The organism is Mesorhizobium sp. M0778 (assembly GCF_040320105.1).
Lineage (GTDB): Bacteria > Pseudomonadota > Alphaproteobacteria > Rhizobiales > Rhizobiaceae > Mesorhizobium.
This window is the reverse complement of sequence record NZ_JAMYPA010000005.1, coordinates 229,034-246,200: the sequence shown is the minus strand read 5'-3', so window position 1 is coordinate 246,200 and position 17,167 is coordinate 229,034. Positions and strand designations below refer to the sequence as shown.

Genomic DNA, 17,167 nt, shown 5'->3' with positions numbered 1-17,167 from the left:
CGGCTACCGCTTCTCGATCCCCGGAATGCCGGAGATCTGCTCGGCGAGAAAGTCGACCAGCAGCCGCACCCGGGCAATGCCCGCACGCTCCGGAACGATCAGCATGCTCAGCGGGACGGGAGGCGGAAAATAGCCCGGCAGGATAATTTCCAGCCGGCCGGCCGCCAGAAGATCGTCGACAAGCCAGTGGTGGGCGGGTGCGATACCGCGTCCGGCGACAAGGGCTTTGCGCGCAGCAAGCCCATGGTCGACCCGAAATCGGCCGCCAAAGGGCACCGCAAAGCGCTCGCCGCCCGGCCCCTGCAGGGCGAGCGTGTCGCTTCCCGCGATGTTCGACATCCGAATGCCTTCATGGCCAGGCAGATCCTGCGGGACAGCCGGTCTGCCCCGGGCCGCCAGATAGGCCGGCGCCGCCACCAGCAGACGCCGGGACTGACCGAGCGCCCGCAGCTTCATCGAGCTGTCAGTGAGCGGACCGAGGCGAAGCGCGATGTCGACGCCCTCCCGCACAAGGTCGATGCGCTCGTCGGTTAGGCTGAGATCGATGCCGATGTCGGGATAACGGTCCTGAAAGGCGAAGATCAGCCGGCTGACGTGCAAGACGCCGAGCGCCGCCGTGCAGGATATCCGGATCGTGCCAGCCGATGCGCCGCGCGTGCCTCGCGCCTCATCGCCGGCCTGCTCAACGAGGCGCAGGATCTGGACGCTGTCGGCATAGTAACGGCTGCCTTCATCGGTCATCGTGACACGCCGGGTGGTCCTGCTGAGCAAGGGCACGCCGACGGCCTCCTCGAGCTCCCGCAGATGCCGCGTGACCGTCGACTGACCAACTCCGAGCTCGCGCGCCACCGCCGAGAGGCTGCCGCGCTCGGCGACGCGAACGAAGGTGCGCATGCGCTCGAGGGTGACGTCCGATTTATCCATTATTCGGCATTATCTTATACATTTCCTACATATAGTGGATTAGCCGACGGCTGGCTACCTTTGGTGTCTATCGTCCTTCTTCGGAGTAGACCCATGAAAGTCCTGCTTGTTTTTGCTCATCCTGAACCGAATTCGCTCAACGGCGCACTGCGTGACGTCGCCATCAGGGAGCTCGAGACCCAAGGCCACGAGGTGCGGGTGTCTGACCTCTATGCCGATGGCTGGAAATCCGAGGTGGACCGTGCCGACTTTCCGTCGTGGCCGCCCGAAGCACGCTTCCTGCCGGCCGGCGCCTCCAAAAAAGCTTTTGCGAGCGGCACTCTGACCGATGACGTCAAAGCGGAGATCGACAAGCTGCTATGGGCCGACACCCTGATCCTCCAGTTTCCCCTGTGGTGGTACGCCATGCCGGCGATCCTCAAGGGCTGGGTCGATCGGGTGTATGCCTACGGCTTCGCCTATGGCGTCGGCGAGCACAGCGATAAGAGGTGGGGTGACCGCTTTGGCGAGGGAACGCTCGCCGGCAAGCGCGCGATGCTAATCGTTACCACCGGCGGCTGGGAGGAGCATTATTCCGCCCGCGGCGTCAACGGCCCGATCGACGACCTGCTGTTCCCGATCAACCACGGGATTCTATACTATCCGGGCTACGACGTGCTTCCGCCGTTCGTGGTCTACAGGGTGGACCGTTTCGGGGAGGCCGATTTCGAGCCTGTCGCGGAGCGACTGCGCGAAAGGATGCGGACGCTCGAGACAATCCAGCCCATTCCTTATCGGCAGCAGAATGGCGGCGATTACCTGATCCCAAGCATGCAGTTGCGCCTCGGCTTGGAGAACCCGGGTGCGACCGCCTTCGCCCTTCACGAGGATCGCGCCGGCGCCGCCGGCCAGCCCGATCAGGACAGCCGGGCAATGATGGTGCGAAGCGCCTCGCCGAAGCGCCGGACTTCCTCGATCGTATTGTAATGCACCAGCGAGGCGCGGACGGCGCCGCTGTCCATGCTGAGGTTGAGCCGCTTCATCAGGCGCGGCGCATACATGTGGCCGTCGCGAATGCCGATCTGCATCTCGGCCATCTCCTCGACGATCCTCTGCGGCGACAGCGTGCCGATGTTGAAGCAGAAGGTCGGCACGCGCTCGCGGAGGCGTGCCTCTTCGGCCACGCCGTAGATCATCGCGCCGCAATCTTTGAGCACCGCCAGCATTTCGCGCGCCAGCACCTGCTCGTAATCGCGAATGGCATTCATACCGGCGACGATGTTGTCGCGGCGCGATCGGTTATTGGCTGGAGCGAAATTGCGGCCGATCGATTCGAGATAGCGCACCGCGGCATCCATGCCGGAGACGTTCTCGTAGATGAAGGTGCCGGCCTCGATCTTATAGGGCGGCTCGTCGGGAATGAAGTCCTCGCGGAAGGTCGGCAGACGCTTCAGCGTTTCGAAGCGGCCCCACAGGAAGCCCATATGCGGCGAGAAATTCTTGTAGCCGGAGCAGACCAGATAGTCGCAGTCCCATGCCTGCACATCGATCAGCCCGTGCGGGCCGTAATGCACGCAGTCGAGGAACACTTCGGCGCCTGCCGCATGCGCGATCCCAGCCACTGAAGCAACGTCGACGATCGAGCCGATCGAATGCGCCGTCACCGTGCAGGCCACGAGGCGGGTGCGCTCGGAGACCAGCGGGCGCAAATCGTCGACATGCAGATTGCCGTCCTCGCGCATCCGCCACCATTTGAACTTGGCGCCGGCGGGTGCCAGCGCCAGCCACGTCGCGATATTGGCATCGTGATCCATGTCGGTGATGACGATCTCGTCACGCTCCCCGTTTGGTCGCTCAGAAAGCATCTGGCCGATGCCGAGGCTGACCAGGCGGATGAACGAAGTGGCGTTCATGCCGAAACAGATCTCCGCCGGGTTGGTGGCGTTGATCAGCAAGGCCACGCTTTCGCGCGCGCCGGCGACGGCTTGATCGACGGTGACGCTGCGGCCGTAGCGGCCGCCGCGCTGCACATTATGCGCGACCAAATGGTTGGTGACCGCGTCGAGCACACTTTGCGGGATCTGCGCGCCGGCGGCATTGTCCATGAAGATGAAGTCGCCGGCCTGCTGCAAGGCGGGAAACATGGCGCGGATCGTCTCGACCGGGAAAGCTGCGGCATCGCCCGTTTTCGAAATCTGATGCTGGTTCAAGGTCGTCTCCTGCGAAGTGCGCTGACAGATTCAGCGGGTCTTTTCGGTTTGAAATCGGCGTTCAAGGAGGCTGACGAGACGGACCATCGGCCAGAGAAAGATGAGATAGACCAGCGCGGCGCCAATCAGCGGTGAGGGGTTGGCATAGAGCGATTGCGCGTTGGTCGCTTCCTTCAGCAGTTCGGGCAGCGCCACGGTGGAGGCGAGCGAGGTGTCCTTGAACATCGAAACGCAGTTGCTGGTCATCGGTGGAATGACGACGCGGATCGCCTGCGGCAGCACTACCTTGCGCAAGGTCAGCAAGAACGGCAGGCCGAGCGCCTGCGCCGCCTCGAACTGGCCGCGCGGAATGCTTTCTATGCCGGAGCGGAACACCTCGGCCGAATAGGCCGCCATGATGATGGCGAACGCCATCACCGCGGAAGTCCAAGACGACAGGCGTATGCCGAGAAACGGCAGCGCATAGTAGATCAGGATCAGCACGACCAGCACCGGCATCGCCCGGAAAATGTCGATGTAGCCGACAGCCAGCAGCCGAAGCGGCTTTGGCGCATAGAGCCGCACCAGGCTGATCGCGAGGCCGACGGGAATACCGATGCCGATGCTCATGATTCCGAGCAGCAGCGTGTTCAGGAAGCCGCGCAGCAGTGCCGGCAGGCTGGAGATCATGACGTCGGCGTTGAAGAAGGTGTCCAGCAGCGACATCGCAGCATTCCCGAAACGTTTGGCGTCCCGCGACGCTCGAGCCCGAGCCCGAAATCCGAAATCGTGCCGGCATCGAAAGCCGGCACGACATTTAAGCGCGAACTGCCGCTCAGGCCTTCGGCATAGGCATTTCCTTGACGGTCGAGGAATCGGCCGGTGCGTCGCTGCCGAACCACTTCTTGTGGATCGCGGCCAGCGTGCCATCCGTCTTCATCGCGGTCAGCGCGTCGTTCAGCTTGCCGAGCAACGGGTGGTCCTTGGTCATCATCAGGCCGTACTGCTCGCCGGTCTTGATGCGCTCTTTTACGGCGAGATCCTTCATCCTGGTGAAAGAATATTCCAGGCCCGGAATATCGCTGACCGCCGCATCGACGCGGCCGGAGCTGAGATCGAGCAGCAAATTCTGCTGCGTGTCGTAGCCCTTGACGTCACTGAACCCGTCCGCTTCCTGGTGCCCCTTGACCCAGGTTTCGCCGGTCGAGCCGGACAGCACGCCGACGATCTTGCCCTTGAGGTCGGCCTCGGCCTTGATTGGGCTGTCGGCCTTCGCGGCGATGCCCATGTCGGAATCATAGTAGGGTTGCGTGAACGACTGCGACTTCAGCCGCTCCGGCGTGATGGTGATCGACGAAATGGCGACGTCGATGCGCTTAGAGGTGGTGGCGGCGAACAGCGCCTGGAAACCGAGGTCGGCGATGTCAGTGGTCATGCCGATACGCTTTGCCGCTTCGTTGATGATGTCGACTTCGAAACCCTCGAATGTACCGCTCTCGTTCTTGTATTCAAAAGGCGGATTGGTCGGATAGGCGCCGACATTCAGCGTGCCTTCGGCATAGGCCGGGCCGCCGGCGATGCCGATGGCGGCAGCAACAAGAAGCAGGTTGCGACGGGTGAAGTTCATTTTCGTTCCCTCTGGTTGTGATCGGACGGGTTGGCCCCGCACGGTTTTGATACGCCAAGTAACCGGACTGCCGGAAAGCCCTCCCGGCACGGCAGTCGTAAGACATCGGATGCTATCCAAAGTACCGCGCTTTTCAAGGCGAAAGTTTTAAGCTTAAAAAATTGCCGCGTGTTGCCATCAGTCCGGAATAACCGCCGTGGCCTGGATCTCAACCTTGGCGCGATCCTCGACCAACGCCATCACCTGCATGGCGGCCATCGCCGGAAAATGCCGGCCGATCACCTCGCGATAGACCTCGCCGATCCCCTTGAGATTGGCCAAATATTCCGCCTTGTCGGTAAAGTACCAGGTCATCGAGGTGATATGCTGCGGCTTGGCGCCGGCCTCGGCGAGCACGGCGACAATATTGGCCAGCGTCTGCTTCACCTGGCCGACAAGATCGTCGGTCTCGAAGCGGCCCTGCCCGTTCCAGCCGACCTGCCCGCCGACGAAGACAAGCTGCCCACGCGCGGCGACGCCATTGGCGTAGCCGACGGGTTTCGCCCAGCCTTCCGGCTGCAGGATGGTGTGCATATCAAAGCCTCCCAATGCTCAAATCCGGTCGCTCAAAACTCAAAGACAATCAATTCTTCCACACAAACTCCGGTCTCAGGCCGCTCCCATCACTTGCCGTGCAATCACCACCTTCTGCACGTCCGACGCTCCCTCGTAGATGCGCAGTGCCCGGATCTCGCGATACAGTCTTTCGACGATATGGCCCCTGCGGACGCCGTCGCCGCCATGCAGCTGCACAGCCCTGTCGATCACCTCCTGCGCCTTGTCGGTGGCGAACAGCTTGGCCATCGCCGCTTCGCGGGTGACACGGGCGGTCCCCATGTCCTTGGTCCAGGCGGCGCGGTAGACCAACAAGGCGGCGGCATCGACATCCAGCGCCATCTCGGCGATGTGGCCCTGCACCATCTGCAGCTCGGCCATCGCTGCACCGAACAGCCTGCGCTCGGCCACTCTTTTGATGCTTTCGTCCAGCGCGCGCCGGGCAAAGCCGAGCGCAGCTGCCCCGACCGTCGAACGGAACACGTCGAGCACCGACATGGCGATGCGAAAACCATCACCGGGTTTGCCGATCAGCGCCGAGGCTGGAACGCGGGCATTGTCGAAAGACAGCCGGGCGAGCGGGTGCGGCGCGATCACCTCCAGCCGCTCGGCGATGGTCAGGCCCTTTGTCTCGGCCGGCACGATGAACGCCGAAAGCCCCTTGGCACCGGGCGCTTCGCCAGTACGGACAAAGACAACATAAAAGTCAGCGATACCGCCGTTGGAGATCCAGGTTTTTTCGCCGGATAGGATATAGCTATCGCCGTCACGCGTGGCCGTCATTTCCATATTGGCAACGTCCGAGCCCGAACGCGCCTCCGACAGTGCGAAAGCCGAAATCGCCTTGCCGGCCCGTGTCTTCCCCAGCCAGTGCTGCTGGTCTGGCGTGCCGAACAGGCTGAGCGCGCCGGTGCCGAGCCCTTGCATGGCGAAGGCGAAATCGGCCAGCCCGTCATGCCGGGCCAGCGTTTCGCGCGTGAGGCACAATGTGCGCACGTCGAGTGCTGCAGGGTTTTCGGTGTCGAGCGCTGTCGGTTTCAGCCAGCCATCCCGGCCGAGCTTGGCCACCAGCTCGCGGCAGGCTGCGTCGACATCGTCATGCGCGACCGGCAGGTTCTTGGCGCACCATGCCTCCAGCCGCTCTGCCAACTCGCGGTGATGGTCCTCGAAAAACGGCCAGGTGAGGAAGGAACGGTCAGGCATTTCTGCCTCCACAGTTCTCCGGCCCTGGCGCTCCACGGCGCCCCCCTCTGTCCTGCCGGACATCGCCCCCTCTAGGGGGGAGATTGGCGGCTTCGCTGCCACTGCTCTCCCGGCGATGTTGGAGATTGGCGAAAGCGGGCCTGACATCCAATCTCCCCCCTTGAGGGGGAGATGGCCGGCAGGCCAGAGGGGGGTGCTGTCTTGCCAGCGTGCCCATGGAAGCGATCATCCTCAATCCCCCTCGAACACCGGCTTCTCCTTGGCGACGAAAGCCTTGTAGGCCCGTTCGAAATCGCGGGTCTGCATGCAGATCGCCTGCGCCTGCGCTTCCGCTTCGATAGCCTGGTCGAGGCCCATCGACCACTCCTGGTTCAGCTGCGTCTTGGTCATGCCATGGGCGAAGGTTGGGCCGGAAACGATGCGCGCGGCCATGTCGAGCGCGTCGGCCTCGAGCGTTGCGGCATCGACCAGCCGATTGTAGAAGCCCCAGCGCTCGCCTTCCTCGGCGCTCATCGTGCGGCCGGTATAGAGCAGTTCGGCGGCGCGACCCTGGCCAATGATGCGCGGCAGGATCGCGCAGGCGCCCATGTCGCAGCCGGCAAGGCCGACGCGGCTGAACAGGAAAGCCGTTTTTGCCTGTGGCGTGGCGATGCGGATGTCGGAGGCCATGGCGATAATCGCGCCGGCGCCGACCGCCACGCCGTCGACCGCCGCAATAATCGGCTTGCCGCAATTCAGCATCGCCTTGACGAAATCGCCGGTCATGCGAGTGAAGGCGAGCAGCGCCTTCATGTCCAACTTGACCAGTGGGCCGATGATTTCGTGGACATCGCCGCCCGAGCAGAAATTGCCGCCATTGGGAAGGAACACCACCGCATCGACGTCGTCGGCGTAGACAAGGTCGCGAAAAGTGTCGCGCAATTCGGCATAGCTGTCGAAGGTCAGCGGGTTCTTTCGCTCCGGCCGGTCAAGCCGGATCTTTGCGATTTTGCCTTCGACCTGCCAGAGGAAATGCTTCGGCTTGCGGCCGGCTATCTTTGCCATTCCCGTCCCTCCCAATTGCTGCGGAAGGAGGTCAGCATGCCGGTCAGCCGGCGCGCCTCGTCCTCGCTCACATTGCCCAGCAATTCGCCGACCCATTTTTCATGCGCGGCGGCGATCACGCCGAAAGTCTTCGATCCCTCTTCCGTCAGCCGTACCATCGAGGTGCGGCGGTCGCCATTGCGTCGGGCTCGCATCACCAGCCCTTCCGAGACCAGCCGGTCGATGATGCCCGTGACATTGCCGTTGGACACTAGCAGGAAGCGCGACAGGTCGCTCATCAGCATGCCCTCGGGCGCCCTGTAGAGCGCGGCCATCACGTCGAAGCGTGGCAGCGTTGTGTTGAATTCTTGCCGCAAGCGTTCGCGCAGCTCGGCCTCGATGGTGCGCGAGGCGCGCAGCAAGCGTATCCACAGCCGCAGGCGGTCCTTGCCGGGTCCGGACGGGGCGGGCAGGGGACCGGCTACCATGTCTCACCTCCGGAGATCGAAATCGTTTGTCCGGTGATCGACCCGGCGGCGTCGCTACACAGATAGAGCACGGCGGCTGCAATTTCCTCTGGCTGGATGAAGCGGCCTTGCGGGTTGGTCTCGGCAAGGCTTGTCCGCGCCTGCTCGGCCGAGCGGCCGGTCGTTTCGACGATGCGCCGAACGGCGCCTTCCAGCATTTCGGTTTCGACGAAACCCGGGCACACCGCATTTACGGTCACGCCGGACTTCGCGGTCTCGACGGCGAGTGCCCGCATCAGACCGACGACGCCATGCTTGGCTGCGACATAAGCTGCAACATAGGGATAGCCTTTCAGTCCGGCGGTGGAAGCGATGAAGATGATACGGCCCGTCTTGCGCGCGGCCATGCCGGCCAGCGCCGGCTTCACCGTCAGGAACACACCGGTCAAGTTGACGTCGAGCGTGCGCTGCCAGTCTGCCAGCGAGGTCCGCTGCGCCGAGGCGCTGCCGGACATGCCGGCATTGGCAACGACGACGTCTAACGGTCCGCGTGCCGCTTCCGCGTCCTCGTAGAGCGACGCCATCGATGCCTCGTCGGTGACGTCGGCGGCAATGGCGAAGATGCGCTTGTTCTGAGCGGCGACCTCGGCAAGCGGCTCCACGCGCCGGCCACAGATGGTCACATCGATGCCTGCGCCGGCCAGCGCCAGCGCGATCGCCCGGCCGACGCCGGAGCCGCCGCCGGTGACCAGCGCATGTCGCCCTGAAATCGCTGCGGCGGAACTCATACTTTCAACCCCGCCGCCGCTTCGCGCTCGGCCAGCCGGTAGAGTTGGTCGCGGCCGGGCAGATAGGGATCCGGCCATTTGACGCCGCGATCGCCAAGCGTGACCGCCGCATGCAGCGTCCAATAGGGATCGGCAAGATGCGGCCTTGCCAGTGCGACGAGGTCGGCGCGGCCGGCCATCAGGATCGAGTTGACATGGTCCGGCTCGTAGATATTGCCGACCGCCATGGTCGCCATGCCGACTTCGTTGCGGATGCGGTCGGAAAATGGCGTCTGGAACATGCGGCCATAGACCGGTCTTGCCACGGCCGAAGTCTGGCCGGCCGACACGTCGCAGATGTCGACTCCGGCTTCATGCAGCTGCCGCGCGATCTCGACCGCATCGGCCGGCGTCACGCCCTCGATGCCGAGCCAGTCATTGGCGGAGATGCGCATCGAGATCGGCTTTTCAGCCGGCCATACGGCGCGCACCGCATGAAAGATTTCCAAGGGATAGCGCATGCGGTTTTCCAACGAGCCGCCATAGGAGTCGGTGCGCCGGTTGGTCAAGGGTGTGATGAAGGAGGACAGGAGATAACCGTGCGCGGCGTGGATTTCGAGCATGTCGAAGCCGCAGCGCGCCGCCATCTCGGCCGAAGCGACGAACTGCTCGCGCACCGTATCCATGTCGGCGCGGTTCATCGCCTTCGGCACCTGGTTCTGCGGCGACCACGGCACGGAAGATGCCGCCATGACGGGCCAATTGCCCGAGGTCAGCGGCACGTCGGTTCCCTGCCAGCCGAGCCGGGTCGATCCCTTGGCGCCGGAATGGCCGATCTGCGCACAGATTTTGGCTTCGGTTTCGGCATGAACGAACTCGACCAGCCGCTTCCAGGCGACCTCATGCTCGGGCGCATAGAAACCGGGGCAGCCTGGCGTGATGCGGCCTTCCGGGCTGACACAGGTCATCTCGATGTAGAGGAGAGCGGCGCCGCCCTTGGCCCGTTCGGCATAGTGGGCGAAATGCCAGTCGGTCGGACAGCCGTCGACCGCCTTGTACTGCGCCATCGGCGAGACGACGATACGGTTCTGCAGCGCCATGTCGCGCAGCCGGAACGGCGCAAACATCGGCGCGCGACGCAGACTGTTGCCGCCAGCACCGGCCTGACGTTGGAACCATTCCTCGGCGCCGGCCAGCCATTCGGCATCGCGCAGCCGCAAATTCTCGTGACTGATGCGCTGCGAACGCGTCAGCAGCGAATAATTGAACTGCACCGGATCGAGGCCGAGATAGCGCTCGACCTCCTCGAACCATTCGAGCGAATTGCGTGCCGCCGACTGCAGCTTCAGCACTTCGGTGCGGCGGGCGTCCTCATATTTGCTAAAGGCGGCCTCGAGGTCCGGCTCGGACTCGACATAGTCGGCCAGCGCCACCGCGCTTTCCAGCGCCAGCTTGGTGCCGGAACCGATCGAGAAATGCGCGCTCGCCGCCGCGTCGCCCATCAGCGCCAGGTTTTTGTAGGACCAGCGTTCGCACAAGACGCGCGGGAAATTGATCCAGGCCGAGCCGCGGATATGATTGGCGTTGGTCATCAGCGCGTGGCCGCCGAGATGGCGGGCAAAGATGCGCTCGCAGACGGCAATCGATTCCTGCTGAGACATCGCGCCGAAGCCGAAGCGTTGCCAGGTCTGCTCGCTGCATTCGACGATGAAGGTCGCGGTATCGCTGTCGAACTGGTAGCCATGCGCCCAGACCCAGCCATGTTCGGTTTTCTCGAAGATGAAGGTGAAGGCGTCGTCGAATTTCTGACGGGTGCCGAGCCAGACGAACTTGCATTTGCGGACATCGATATCAGGCTTGAACACGTCGACGAAGGCGCCCCGCGCTTTCGAGTTCAGCCCATCGGCGGCGACGACCAGATCGTGCGTCTCCATATATGGCTTGGGATCGGCGATGTCGGTCTCGAAGACCAGCTTGACGCCGAGTTCGCGCGCCCGCCGCTGCAGCAGCGTGAGCAGCCGCTTGCGGCCGATGCCGCAAAAGCCGTGACCGGTCGAGACCGTGCGCACGCCGTCATGGATAACGGCGATATCGTCCCAATAGGCAAAATGCTTGCGGATCCAGACGGCGCTGACCGGGTCGTTCCTGGTCAGGTTCTCCAGCGTTTCGGCCGACAGCACGACGCCCCAGCCGAACGTATCGTCGGCACGGTTGCGCTCGAACACCGTCACCTCATGCGCCGCATCCCGGAGCTTCATCGAGATGGCAAAGTAGAGGCCGGCTGGTCCGCCGCCGAGAACCGCAACTTTCATCGTGCGATCTCCTCTTCGCTTCTGTTTGTCGAGTTTACGCCTGAGGAAAATTAATTCAAGCTTGAAGTTTCAAGATTGAAACAATCCGCCCGGATAACTCGCCTTGCCGGCAGTCGGCTCCGCAGGCCAGGGACTCCCGGGCTATTTTTCCGGGTTCTTCGGACTCCACAGCACCGTTTCTGCATCCTTTTCATAGGCCATGCCATTGGGATAGCTGATCGCTTCCAACTGCAAGCCCCAAGGGGCCTGGAAGTAAAGGATGGCCTGGCCGGCGGCGGGGCCTTCGGTAACCGGCAGCGGTCCCATTCGCGTCTTGACGCCCTTGCCGTCAAGATAGGCTTTTGCGGCGGCGATGTCGTCGACATAGAAGGCGATATGGAAGCCGCCTATGTCGCTGTTGCGAGGCGTCAGGTCCTTCTGGTCCGGCGCGGTGTATTTGAACAGCTCGATGTTCGACCCGTATCCGCAGCGGACTAGGGTGATCTCCTCGATCACCGCCTTGGGATCGACGCCCAGCAGATCCTGCATGAATGTGCCCTTGTCGTCGGCGAACGGGCCGAACGACATCGCCTTCTTGCAGCCAACCACTTCGGTGAAGAAATCGACCGCCTGCTGCATGTCGGGGACGGTGACGCCGGTGTGGTCGTGGCCACGCATGCCGGGTATGGAACTGGCGCAAGCGGTGCCGATGCTTCCCAGCACGGTGGCTGCAAGCGTCGCATATCGGATCGCATTCTTCATATCAGTCATCCTCCATAGCGGGACATTTTGCTGGGCGCACGCCCGAGGCCCGCTCTTCGGCGTGCGAATAGGATTGTGCTTCATGCCGGCGCCTTTGGGGCGGGAAGCAGCCAGGCGTCATCGATCTCGGGCAGGGGAATGGCGGCGAGGAGGTCGCGCGTGTAGGCCTGCCGCGGGTGCTCGAACAAAGTATCCGTCGCGCTGGCTTCGACGATCGCGCCTTCGCGCATGACGATCACTTGTCGGCAGAGCCTCCGGATCACCGACAGATCGTGGCTGATAAAGGCAACGGTCAGGCCCATTTCGGCGGCGAGTTTTTCCAGCAACGTCAGGATCTGCGCCTGGGTCGACACGTCGAGGCCGGAGACGATTTCGTCGGCCAGCACGAATTTCGGCGACAGCGCCAGTGCGCGGGCAATGCCGACGCGCTGGCGCTGGCCGCCCGACACTTCGTGACGGTAGCGGCCGGCAAAGCTCTGCGGCAGGCCGACGCGCTGCAGCGCCTCCGCGACGCGTGCCTTGAGATTGTCGCCAAGCCCGTTCTGCTTGAGGGGTGCTGCAATGATGCTGAAGATGGTGCGGCGCGGGTTGAGCGACGACATCGGATCCTGGAAGATCATCTGCAGATTGCGGCGCAGCGGCCGGAGCTCGGCCTCAGGCAGATGTGTGATGTCGCGGCCGTCGAACATGACGTTGCCGGCACTGGGCTCCAGCAGGCGCACCAAGGCACGGCCGAGCGTCGATTTGCCGGAGCCGGATTCGCCGACGATGCCGGTCACCGATCCCCTTGGCAGGTCGAAATCCAGGCCTTTCAGGATCTCGGCCAGCGGCGCCCGGCCGATCAGCGGTTTGCGCGTCATGTCGGGCAACGCAACCTTCAACCCGCGCACGGAAAACAGCGGCTCAACCATGCGGTCGCCTCCATGCCTGGTCGGCGGCGGCGATCTCCGCGGCCAGCCCGGCCAGCACCTTGTCGTCGACCGGCTTCAGCGAGGCGAACGGATCGGTGTAGCGCGGCGTCGCCGCCATCAGCGCCAGCGTATAAGGGTGCTGGGGTGCGGCGAACAGCGCTGCGGTATCGGCCTCTTCCACCACCTTGCCAGCATAGAGCACCGAAACTTTCTGGCTGATCTTGGCAACCACACCGAGATCGTGAGTAACGAACAGGATCGCCGTGCCGTGCTCGCGCTGTAATTGCGCGATCAGCCGCAAGATCTGTTTCTGCACGGTCACGTCGAGCGCGGTCGTCGGCTCGTCGGCGACGATCAGCCTTGGTTCGGCTGCAAACGCCGCGGCGATTAGCACGCGCTGCCGCATGCCGCCGGACAGCTCGTGCGGATAGCATTTGAGCACGCGCTCGGGGTCGCGGATCTGCACCTCGTCCAGCAATTGGCGGATGCGTGCATCGGCCTTCTCACCGCTCCAGCCGAGGATGCGCACCAGCCGGTCGGTCATTTGCGGGCCGATGCGCCGTGACGGATTGAGCGCCGTCAGCGGGTCTTGCGGGATCAGCGCCGTGCGCGCGCCGATCAGGGTGCGCCTTGCCTTGGGTGCCAGCCGGCCCAGATCCTCGCCTTCGAGCAGCATATTGCCTTCGACGATGCGCACGCTCGGTGGCAGCACGCCGAGCACGGCCTTGCCGATCATTGTCTTGCCGGCGCCGCTCTCGCCGACCAGCGCGCGGACTTCTCCGGGCTCGACGGCGAGCGACACCGAGCGCAGCACGCGCAAGCCATTAGGCAGCACCGCGCTAAGGTTGCGTATGTCCAGGCAGGGTTTCGCAGGCGCGTTCATCGCAGCACCGGATCGAAACGCGCCCTGAGGCCCTCGCCGAACTGGCTGAACGACAGCACCGTCAGGATCAGCGTGACCAGCGGGAACACCAGCACCCACCAGGCCTGATGGATCGACAGGCGGCCCTCGGCGATGATGCCGCCCCAGGTCGGGTCGTCTGTCGAGATCGACAGATTGACGAAGGACAGGATCGCCTCGACGATGACGGCAATGCCCATCTCCAGCGACAGCAGCGCCACGATCGACGGCACCACATTGGGCAGCACCTCGCGCAGCATGATGCCGATGCGGCCATAGCCGGCGATGCGGGCGTTCTCGACATAGTCCATGCGCGACTGACCCATGGTCTCGGCGCGGATCACCCGGCAGAAGCGCGTCCAGTCGATGACGGCGATGGCGATGATGACCGAGCTCAAGCCGGTGCCGAGCACGGCGACCAGAAGGATGGCAAACAGCACCGGCGGAAACGCCATCCAGACATCGACGATACGCGAGATGATGCGGTCGGCCCAGCCGCCGAAATAGCCGGCGATCAGGCCGAGCGTCGAGCCGACCAGGCAGGCGGCAAAGGCCGCCGCGAAGGCGACGATGAAGGCGATGCGCGCACCGAAGATCAGCCGTGACAACAGATCGCGACCGAGGCTGTCGGTGCCGAGCCAGTAGCCGGGCTCGGCACCGCCCAGCCAGAACGGCGGCAGGCGCTCCAGCATCAAATCCTGCGCCAGTGGGTCCTGCGGTGCGACCAGCGGCGCAAAAATTGCGGCCAACAGCGCAATCAGCAGCCAGCCGCCGGCCAGCCACAGGCGGGCGCGCGAGCCATGTCTTGAAATGCGGGCCTCATCCATGGCGCAGCCTCGGATTGAGCAACGCGTACATCATGTCGACGGCAAGGTTGATCAGCACGAACAACAGCGCGAAGACCAGCACGATGCCCTGGATCAGCGGCAGGTCGCGATTGATGACGGCATCGATCGCCATATTGCCGAGACCTTCATAGGAAAACAGCCGTTCGACGATGACCGTGCCGCCGATCAGGAAGGTAAACTGCACGCCGACCAGAGTGAGCGTCGGCAGCGCCGCGTTCTTCAACGCCTCGCGCAGGATGACCTGCGTTTCCGAAAAGCCCTTTACCCGCGCCAGCACGACATAGTCGAGGTCGAGCACTTCCTTCAGCGACTGTTTCAGCAGCTGCGAGATGATCGCGGCCAGCGGCAGCGCCAGCGCGATCGCCGGCATCAGCATGTGTGCCAGCAGGTCCCTGGTCAGGTCGAAGCGCAGTCGCACGATGCTTTCGAACAGATAGAATTGCGTGGCGAAGGGCAGGTCGAGTTGCGGCGACACTCGGCCGGAAATGTCGAACACCGGCACCAGCACGCCGAACAACAAGATCAGCACCAGACCCCACAGGAAATCGGGAATTGAGAGCGCCGCACCACTGGCAATGTCGATGCCGGCCTCGACCGCGGTGCCGCGCTCGCGCGCGCCGAGGATCGCCATCGTGCCGCCGATCGCCACCGCCATCACAAGCGCGACGGAGGCGAGCTCCAGCGTCGCCGGGAGGCGATTGAAGACCAGCCCCAGCACATCCTGCCGCAGTGAGATCGACGTGCCGAAATCGCCTCTGACTACGCCGGACAGCCAGATGAAGAATTGCTGGACGATCGTCTTGTCCAGCCCGTACAGCGCGCGCAGCCGCGCGATGTCGGCATCGGTGGCGCCGGGCGGCAGCATCATCGCGATCGGATCGCCGGGGGCGACGCGGATGACGATAAAGACGACGACGGCCACGCCGAACAGCGTGATCGCCATCGTCAGAAGACGGATCAGGAATCTTTGCAGCAGCATGGTCGCCTGTATGCCTGGCGGAAAAGGCGCGCCGTCGTTGCAGACGGCGCGCGTTAGTCCCGGGCCGATCTCAGGCCGGGCTCATCAGCGCCGGCAACAGCGCGCCCGACACATGCTGCACGACATTGACGCCCTTGGCATGCACGATCGGCTGCGCATACTGGATCAGCGGCAGCACATAGGCCTGCTCGGCGATGTATTTGTCGACGGCCTTCCAGCCGGCGATGCGCTTGGCCTCGTCCTTCTCGCCCCATAGCGGGTTGATCATGTCGATCAAGTCCTGGCTGTCCCACACCGAATGCGGGCTCGGGCCATACATGGCAAAGCCGGTCGAAGTGGTGGGGTCGCCGATGGCGTTGCCCCAATTGTAGAAGGCTGCCGGCGCCAGCTTGTCGGCGGCGCGCAGCTCGTAGTGCTTGGCGATTTCGTAGACCTCGATCGTCGCCTCGATGCCGACCTTGCGCCACATGCCGACGATCGCCTGGATCATCTCGTAATCCTTGGGCTTGAAGCCCTTGGTCGTCTGGATCGTGAACTTGACCGGCTTTTCCGGCGAATAGCCGGAGGCGGCCAGCAATTCCTTGGCCTTTTCCGGGTTATGTTCGACCTTGATCGACGCATCGTAGGCAGCGTATTCCGGCGTCTCCAGCGTACCGATCGGCTGGCCGTAGCCGCGCAACAGCCGGTCGACCAGCAGCTTCTTGTCGACCGCCATCACCGCCGCCTGGCGCACGTTCTTGTCCAGCATCACATCGATGTCGTTGAAAAAGATCATGCCGATGTCGGAAACGTTCTTGCACGAGCCGGCAAGCCCGTCCTTGGCGATCAGGCGGTCATATTCCTCATAGGGGATTTCGAGCGTCACCTGCGAGGAACCGGACTCGATCTCGGCGACGCGGCTCGCCGCATCGGTGACGAACTTGATGGTCACGTTTTTGAAGGCCGGCTTGCCACCCCAATAGTTAGGGTTGGCCTTGAGCCGCAGGAAGGCGTTGCGCTCGAATTTGTCGACCATATAGGGCCCGGTGCCGATCGGAGCCTTCTCAAAACCCTCGGCGCCGACCTTCTCGTAATAGGCTTTCGGCATGATGTAGCCGGTCAGGAACGACATCCATTTGAAATACACCGGGTCGAATTGGACGACATCGCCGGTGATCTTGTTGCCGTCGATCTTGAAGTTGTTGACGTTCTTCCAGACGAACTGGATCGGGTTGCCGGTCTTCTCGTCGCCCGCCCGCTGCAGCGACCAGACCACGTCTTCGGCCGTAAATGGCGAGCCGTCATGCCAGGTGACGCCCTCGCGCACCGTCATCGTGATCTTGCTGCGATCTTCGTTCCAGCCCCATTCGGTGAGCAGGCCGGGCGCGAAGGAAAGGTCCGGCTTCTGCGGGATGAACTGGTCGAACACCGATTGGTAAAGGCCCTGGATGGTCGGGTTGACTGCCGAAGGCCCGGTGGTCGGGTCCCAGGACGGCAGGTTGACATTGTAGGCGATGGTCAGTTCGCCGGCTGCCTTGGCTTGTTGCGGCAGGCCGAGCGCCGTGGCGCCAAGTGCGGCCGCGCCATATCCGAGCAATTCTCGTCTGTTGATTGTCATGGTCGTTCCCCTGTTGCTTTTATGCGCGGTGTCGTTGTCAATCGGTGGGTTCAGGCTCCTTGGGCAACCGCGCCTTGTCCTCCTTCACCCTAGATGAAAAATGGA

The 17,167-nt window shown here is 63.4% G+C and carries 17 protein-coding genes; 1 reads left to right on the top strand and 16 read right to left on the bottom strand.

Annotated features, from left to right (window positions below; all coding sequences use genetic code 11):
• Window positions 1-3 precede the first annotated feature (3 nt).
• Window positions 4-924, bottom strand: coding sequence for a LysR family transcriptional regulator (locus NKI22_RS09990; protein WP_023717878.1), 921 nt, complete (start codon window positions 922-924; stop codon window positions 4-6).
• A 93-nt stretch (window positions 925-1,017) separates the two neighbouring features.
• Here NKI22_RS09990 and NKI22_RS09985 point away from each other — a divergent pair, with 93 nt between their 5' ends.
• Complete coding sequence (locus NKI22_RS09985) at window positions 1,018-1,890, top strand: NAD(P)H-dependent oxidoreductase (RefSeq protein ID WP_352483288.1); 873 nt, start codon at window positions 1,018-1,020, stop codon at window positions 1,888-1,890.
• Here NKI22_RS09985 and NKI22_RS09980 read toward each other — a convergent pair.
• The 15 genes from NKI22_RS09980 to NKI22_RS09910 all read right to left on the bottom strand — a co-directional run bounded on the left by NKI22_RS09980 (window position 1,821) and on the right by NKI22_RS09910 (window position 17,062).
• Window positions 1,821-3,113, bottom strand: a complete 1,293-nt coding sequence (locus NKI22_RS09980) for a cysteine desulfurase-like protein (RefSeq protein ID WP_352548809.1) — start codon at window positions 3,111-3,113, stop codon at window positions 1,821-1,823. The two genes, NKI22_RS09985 and NKI22_RS09980, sit on opposite strands and share 70 nt — an antisense overlap.
• Window positions 3,114-3,143: 30 nt before the next feature.
• On the bottom strand, window positions 3,144-3,818 hold the full coding sequence (locus NKI22_RS09975; protein ID WP_023717875.1) for an amino acid ABC transporter permease: 675 nt from the start codon (window positions 3,816-3,818) through the stop codon (window positions 3,144-3,146).
• 109 nt (window positions 3,819-3,927) lie between these two features.
• Window positions 3,928-4,719, bottom strand: coding sequence for an ABC transporter substrate-binding protein (locus tag NKI22_RS09970; RefSeq protein WP_352815808.1), 792 nt, complete (start codon window positions 4,717-4,719; stop codon window positions 3,928-3,930).
• 177 nt (window positions 4,720-4,896) lie between these two features.
• A complete protein-coding gene (locus tag NKI22_RS09965; RefSeq protein ID WP_352483286.1) occupies window positions 4,897-5,292 on the bottom strand; it encodes a RidA family protein in 396 nt (131 codons plus the stop codon).
• Between the two features lie 75 nt (window positions 5,293-5,367).
• The gene (locus tag NKI22_RS09960) at window positions 5,368-6,516 is read right to left on the bottom strand and encodes an acyl-CoA dehydrogenase family protein (RefSeq protein ID WP_352483285.1); all 1,149 of its coding nucleotides are present in this window, start codon (window positions 6,514-6,516) and stop codon (window positions 5,368-5,370) included.
• Between the two features lie 231 nt (window positions 6,517-6,747).
• Window positions 6,748-7,560: an enoyl-CoA hydratase family protein gene (locus tag NKI22_RS09955; protein WP_352483284.1), complete on the bottom strand. Its 813-nt coding sequence runs from the start codon at window positions 7,558-7,560 to the stop codon at window positions 6,748-6,750.
• Window positions 7,548-8,027, bottom strand: a complete 480-nt coding sequence (locus NKI22_RS09950) for a MarR family winged helix-turn-helix transcriptional regulator (protein ID WP_023717870.1) — start codon at window positions 8,025-8,027, stop codon at window positions 7,548-7,550. The genes NKI22_RS09955 and NKI22_RS09950 overlap by 13 nt, the downstream gene beginning before the upstream one ends.
• The gene (locus tag NKI22_RS09945) at window positions 8,021-8,794 is read right to left on the bottom strand and encodes an SDR family NAD(P)-dependent oxidoreductase (RefSeq protein ID WP_023717869.1); all 774 of its coding nucleotides are present in this window, start codon (window positions 8,792-8,794) and stop codon (window positions 8,021-8,023) included. The genes NKI22_RS09950 and NKI22_RS09945 overlap by 7 nt, the downstream gene beginning before the upstream one ends.
• Complete coding sequence (locus NKI22_RS09940) at window positions 8,791-11,085, bottom strand: bifunctional salicylyl-CoA 5-hydroxylase/oxidoreductase (protein WP_352483282.1); 2,295 nt, start codon at window positions 11,083-11,085, stop codon at window positions 8,791-8,793. The genes NKI22_RS09945 and NKI22_RS09940 overlap by 4 nt, the downstream gene beginning before the upstream one ends.
• Window positions 11,086-11,226: 141 nt before the next feature.
• The gene (locus tag NKI22_RS09935; RefSeq protein WP_352815806.1) at window positions 11,227-11,826 is read right to left on the bottom strand and encodes a VOC family protein; all 600 of its coding nucleotides are present in this window, start codon (window positions 11,824-11,826) and stop codon (window positions 11,227-11,229) included.
• Window positions 11,827-11,906: 80 nt separating this feature from the next.
• Window positions 11,907-12,737, bottom strand: a complete 831-nt coding sequence (locus tag NKI22_RS09930) for an ATP-binding cassette domain-containing protein (protein WP_023717868.1) — start codon at window positions 12,735-12,737, stop codon at window positions 11,907-11,909.
• Window positions 12,730-13,620: an ABC transporter ATP-binding protein gene (locus NKI22_RS09925; RefSeq protein ID WP_031193635.1), complete on the bottom strand. Its 891-nt coding sequence runs from the start codon at window positions 13,618-13,620 to the stop codon at window positions 12,730-12,732. The genes NKI22_RS09930 and NKI22_RS09925 overlap by 8 nt, the downstream gene beginning before the upstream one ends.
• Window positions 13,617-14,465, bottom strand: coding sequence for an ABC transporter permease (locus NKI22_RS09920; protein ID WP_023717866.1), 849 nt, complete (start codon window positions 14,463-14,465; stop codon window positions 13,617-13,619). Before NKI22_RS09920 ends, NKI22_RS09925 begins: the two co-directional genes overlap by 4 nt.
• Window positions 14,458-15,465, bottom strand: a complete 1,008-nt coding sequence (locus tag NKI22_RS09915; RefSeq protein ID WP_023717865.1) for an ABC transporter permease — start codon at window positions 15,463-15,465, stop codon at window positions 14,458-14,460. The genes NKI22_RS09920 and NKI22_RS09915 overlap by 8 nt, the downstream gene beginning before the upstream one ends.
• Window positions 15,466-15,535: 70 nt before the next feature.
• Window positions 15,536-17,062: an ABC transporter substrate-binding protein gene (locus tag NKI22_RS09910; protein WP_023717864.1), complete on the bottom strand. Its 1,527-nt coding sequence runs from the start codon at window positions 17,060-17,062 to the stop codon at window positions 15,536-15,538.
• Between the last annotated feature and the right edge of the window lie 105 nt (window positions 17,063-17,167).

Coding starts and splice junctions, on each gene's coding strand:
- NKI22_RS09975 (WP_023717875.1), bottom strand. CDS start 3,818: ATGTCGCTGCTGGACACCTTCTTCAACGCCGACGTCATGATCTCCAGC.
- NKI22_RS09965 (WP_352483286.1), bottom strand. CDS start 5,292: ATGCACACCATCCTGCAGCCGGAAGGCTGGGCGAAACCCGTCGGCTAC.
- NKI22_RS09940 (WP_352483282.1), bottom strand. CDS start 11,085: ATGAAAGTTGCGGTTCTCGGCGGCGGACCAGCCGGCCTCTACTTTGCC.
- NKI22_RS09910 (WP_023717864.1), bottom strand. CDS start 17,062: ATGACAATCAACAGACGAGAATTGCTCGGATATGGCGCGGCCGCACTT.
- NKI22_RS09930 (WP_023717868.1), bottom strand. CDS start 12,737: ATGGTTGAGCCGCTGTTTTCCGTGCGCGGGTTGAAGGTTGCGTTGCCC.
- NKI22_RS09925 (WP_031193635.1), bottom strand. CDS start 13,620: ATGAACGCGCCTGCGAAACCCTGCCTGGACATACGCAACCTTAGCGCG.
- NKI22_RS09935 (WP_352815806.1), bottom strand. CDS start 11,826: ATGAAGAATGCGATCCGATATGCGACGCTTGCAGCCACCGTGCTGGGA.
- NKI22_RS09955 (WP_352483284.1), bottom strand. CDS start 7,560: ATGGCAAAGATAGCCGGCCGCAAGCCGAAGCATTTCCTCTGGCAGGTC.
- NKI22_RS09985 (WP_352483288.1), top strand. CDS start 1,018: ATGAAAGTCCTGCTTGTTTTTGCTCATCCTGAACCGAATTCGCTCAAC.
- NKI22_RS09990 (WP_023717878.1), bottom strand. CDS start 924: ATGGATAAATCGGACGTCACCCTCGAGCGCATGCGCACCTTCGTTCGC.
- NKI22_RS09970 (WP_352815808.1), bottom strand. CDS start 4,719: ATGAACTTCACCCGTCGCAACCTGCTTCTTGTTGCTGCCGCCATCGGC.
- NKI22_RS09960 (WP_352483285.1), bottom strand. CDS start 6,516: ATGCCTGACCGTTCCTTCCTCACCTGGCCGTTTTTCGAGGACCATCAC.
- NKI22_RS09920 (WP_023717866.1), bottom strand. CDS start 14,465: ATGGATGAGGCCCGCATTTCAAGACATGGCTCGCGCGCCCGCCTGTGG.
- NKI22_RS09945 (WP_023717869.1), bottom strand. CDS start 8,794: ATGAGTTCCGCCGCAGCGATTTCAGGGCGACATGCGCTGGTCACCGGC.
- NKI22_RS09950 (WP_023717870.1), bottom strand. CDS start 8,027: ATGGTAGCCGGTCCCCTGCCCGCCCCGTCCGGACCCGGCAAGGACCGC.
- NKI22_RS09915 (WP_023717865.1), bottom strand. CDS start 15,465: ATGCTGCTGCAAAGATTCCTGATCCGTCTTCTGACGATGGCGATCACG.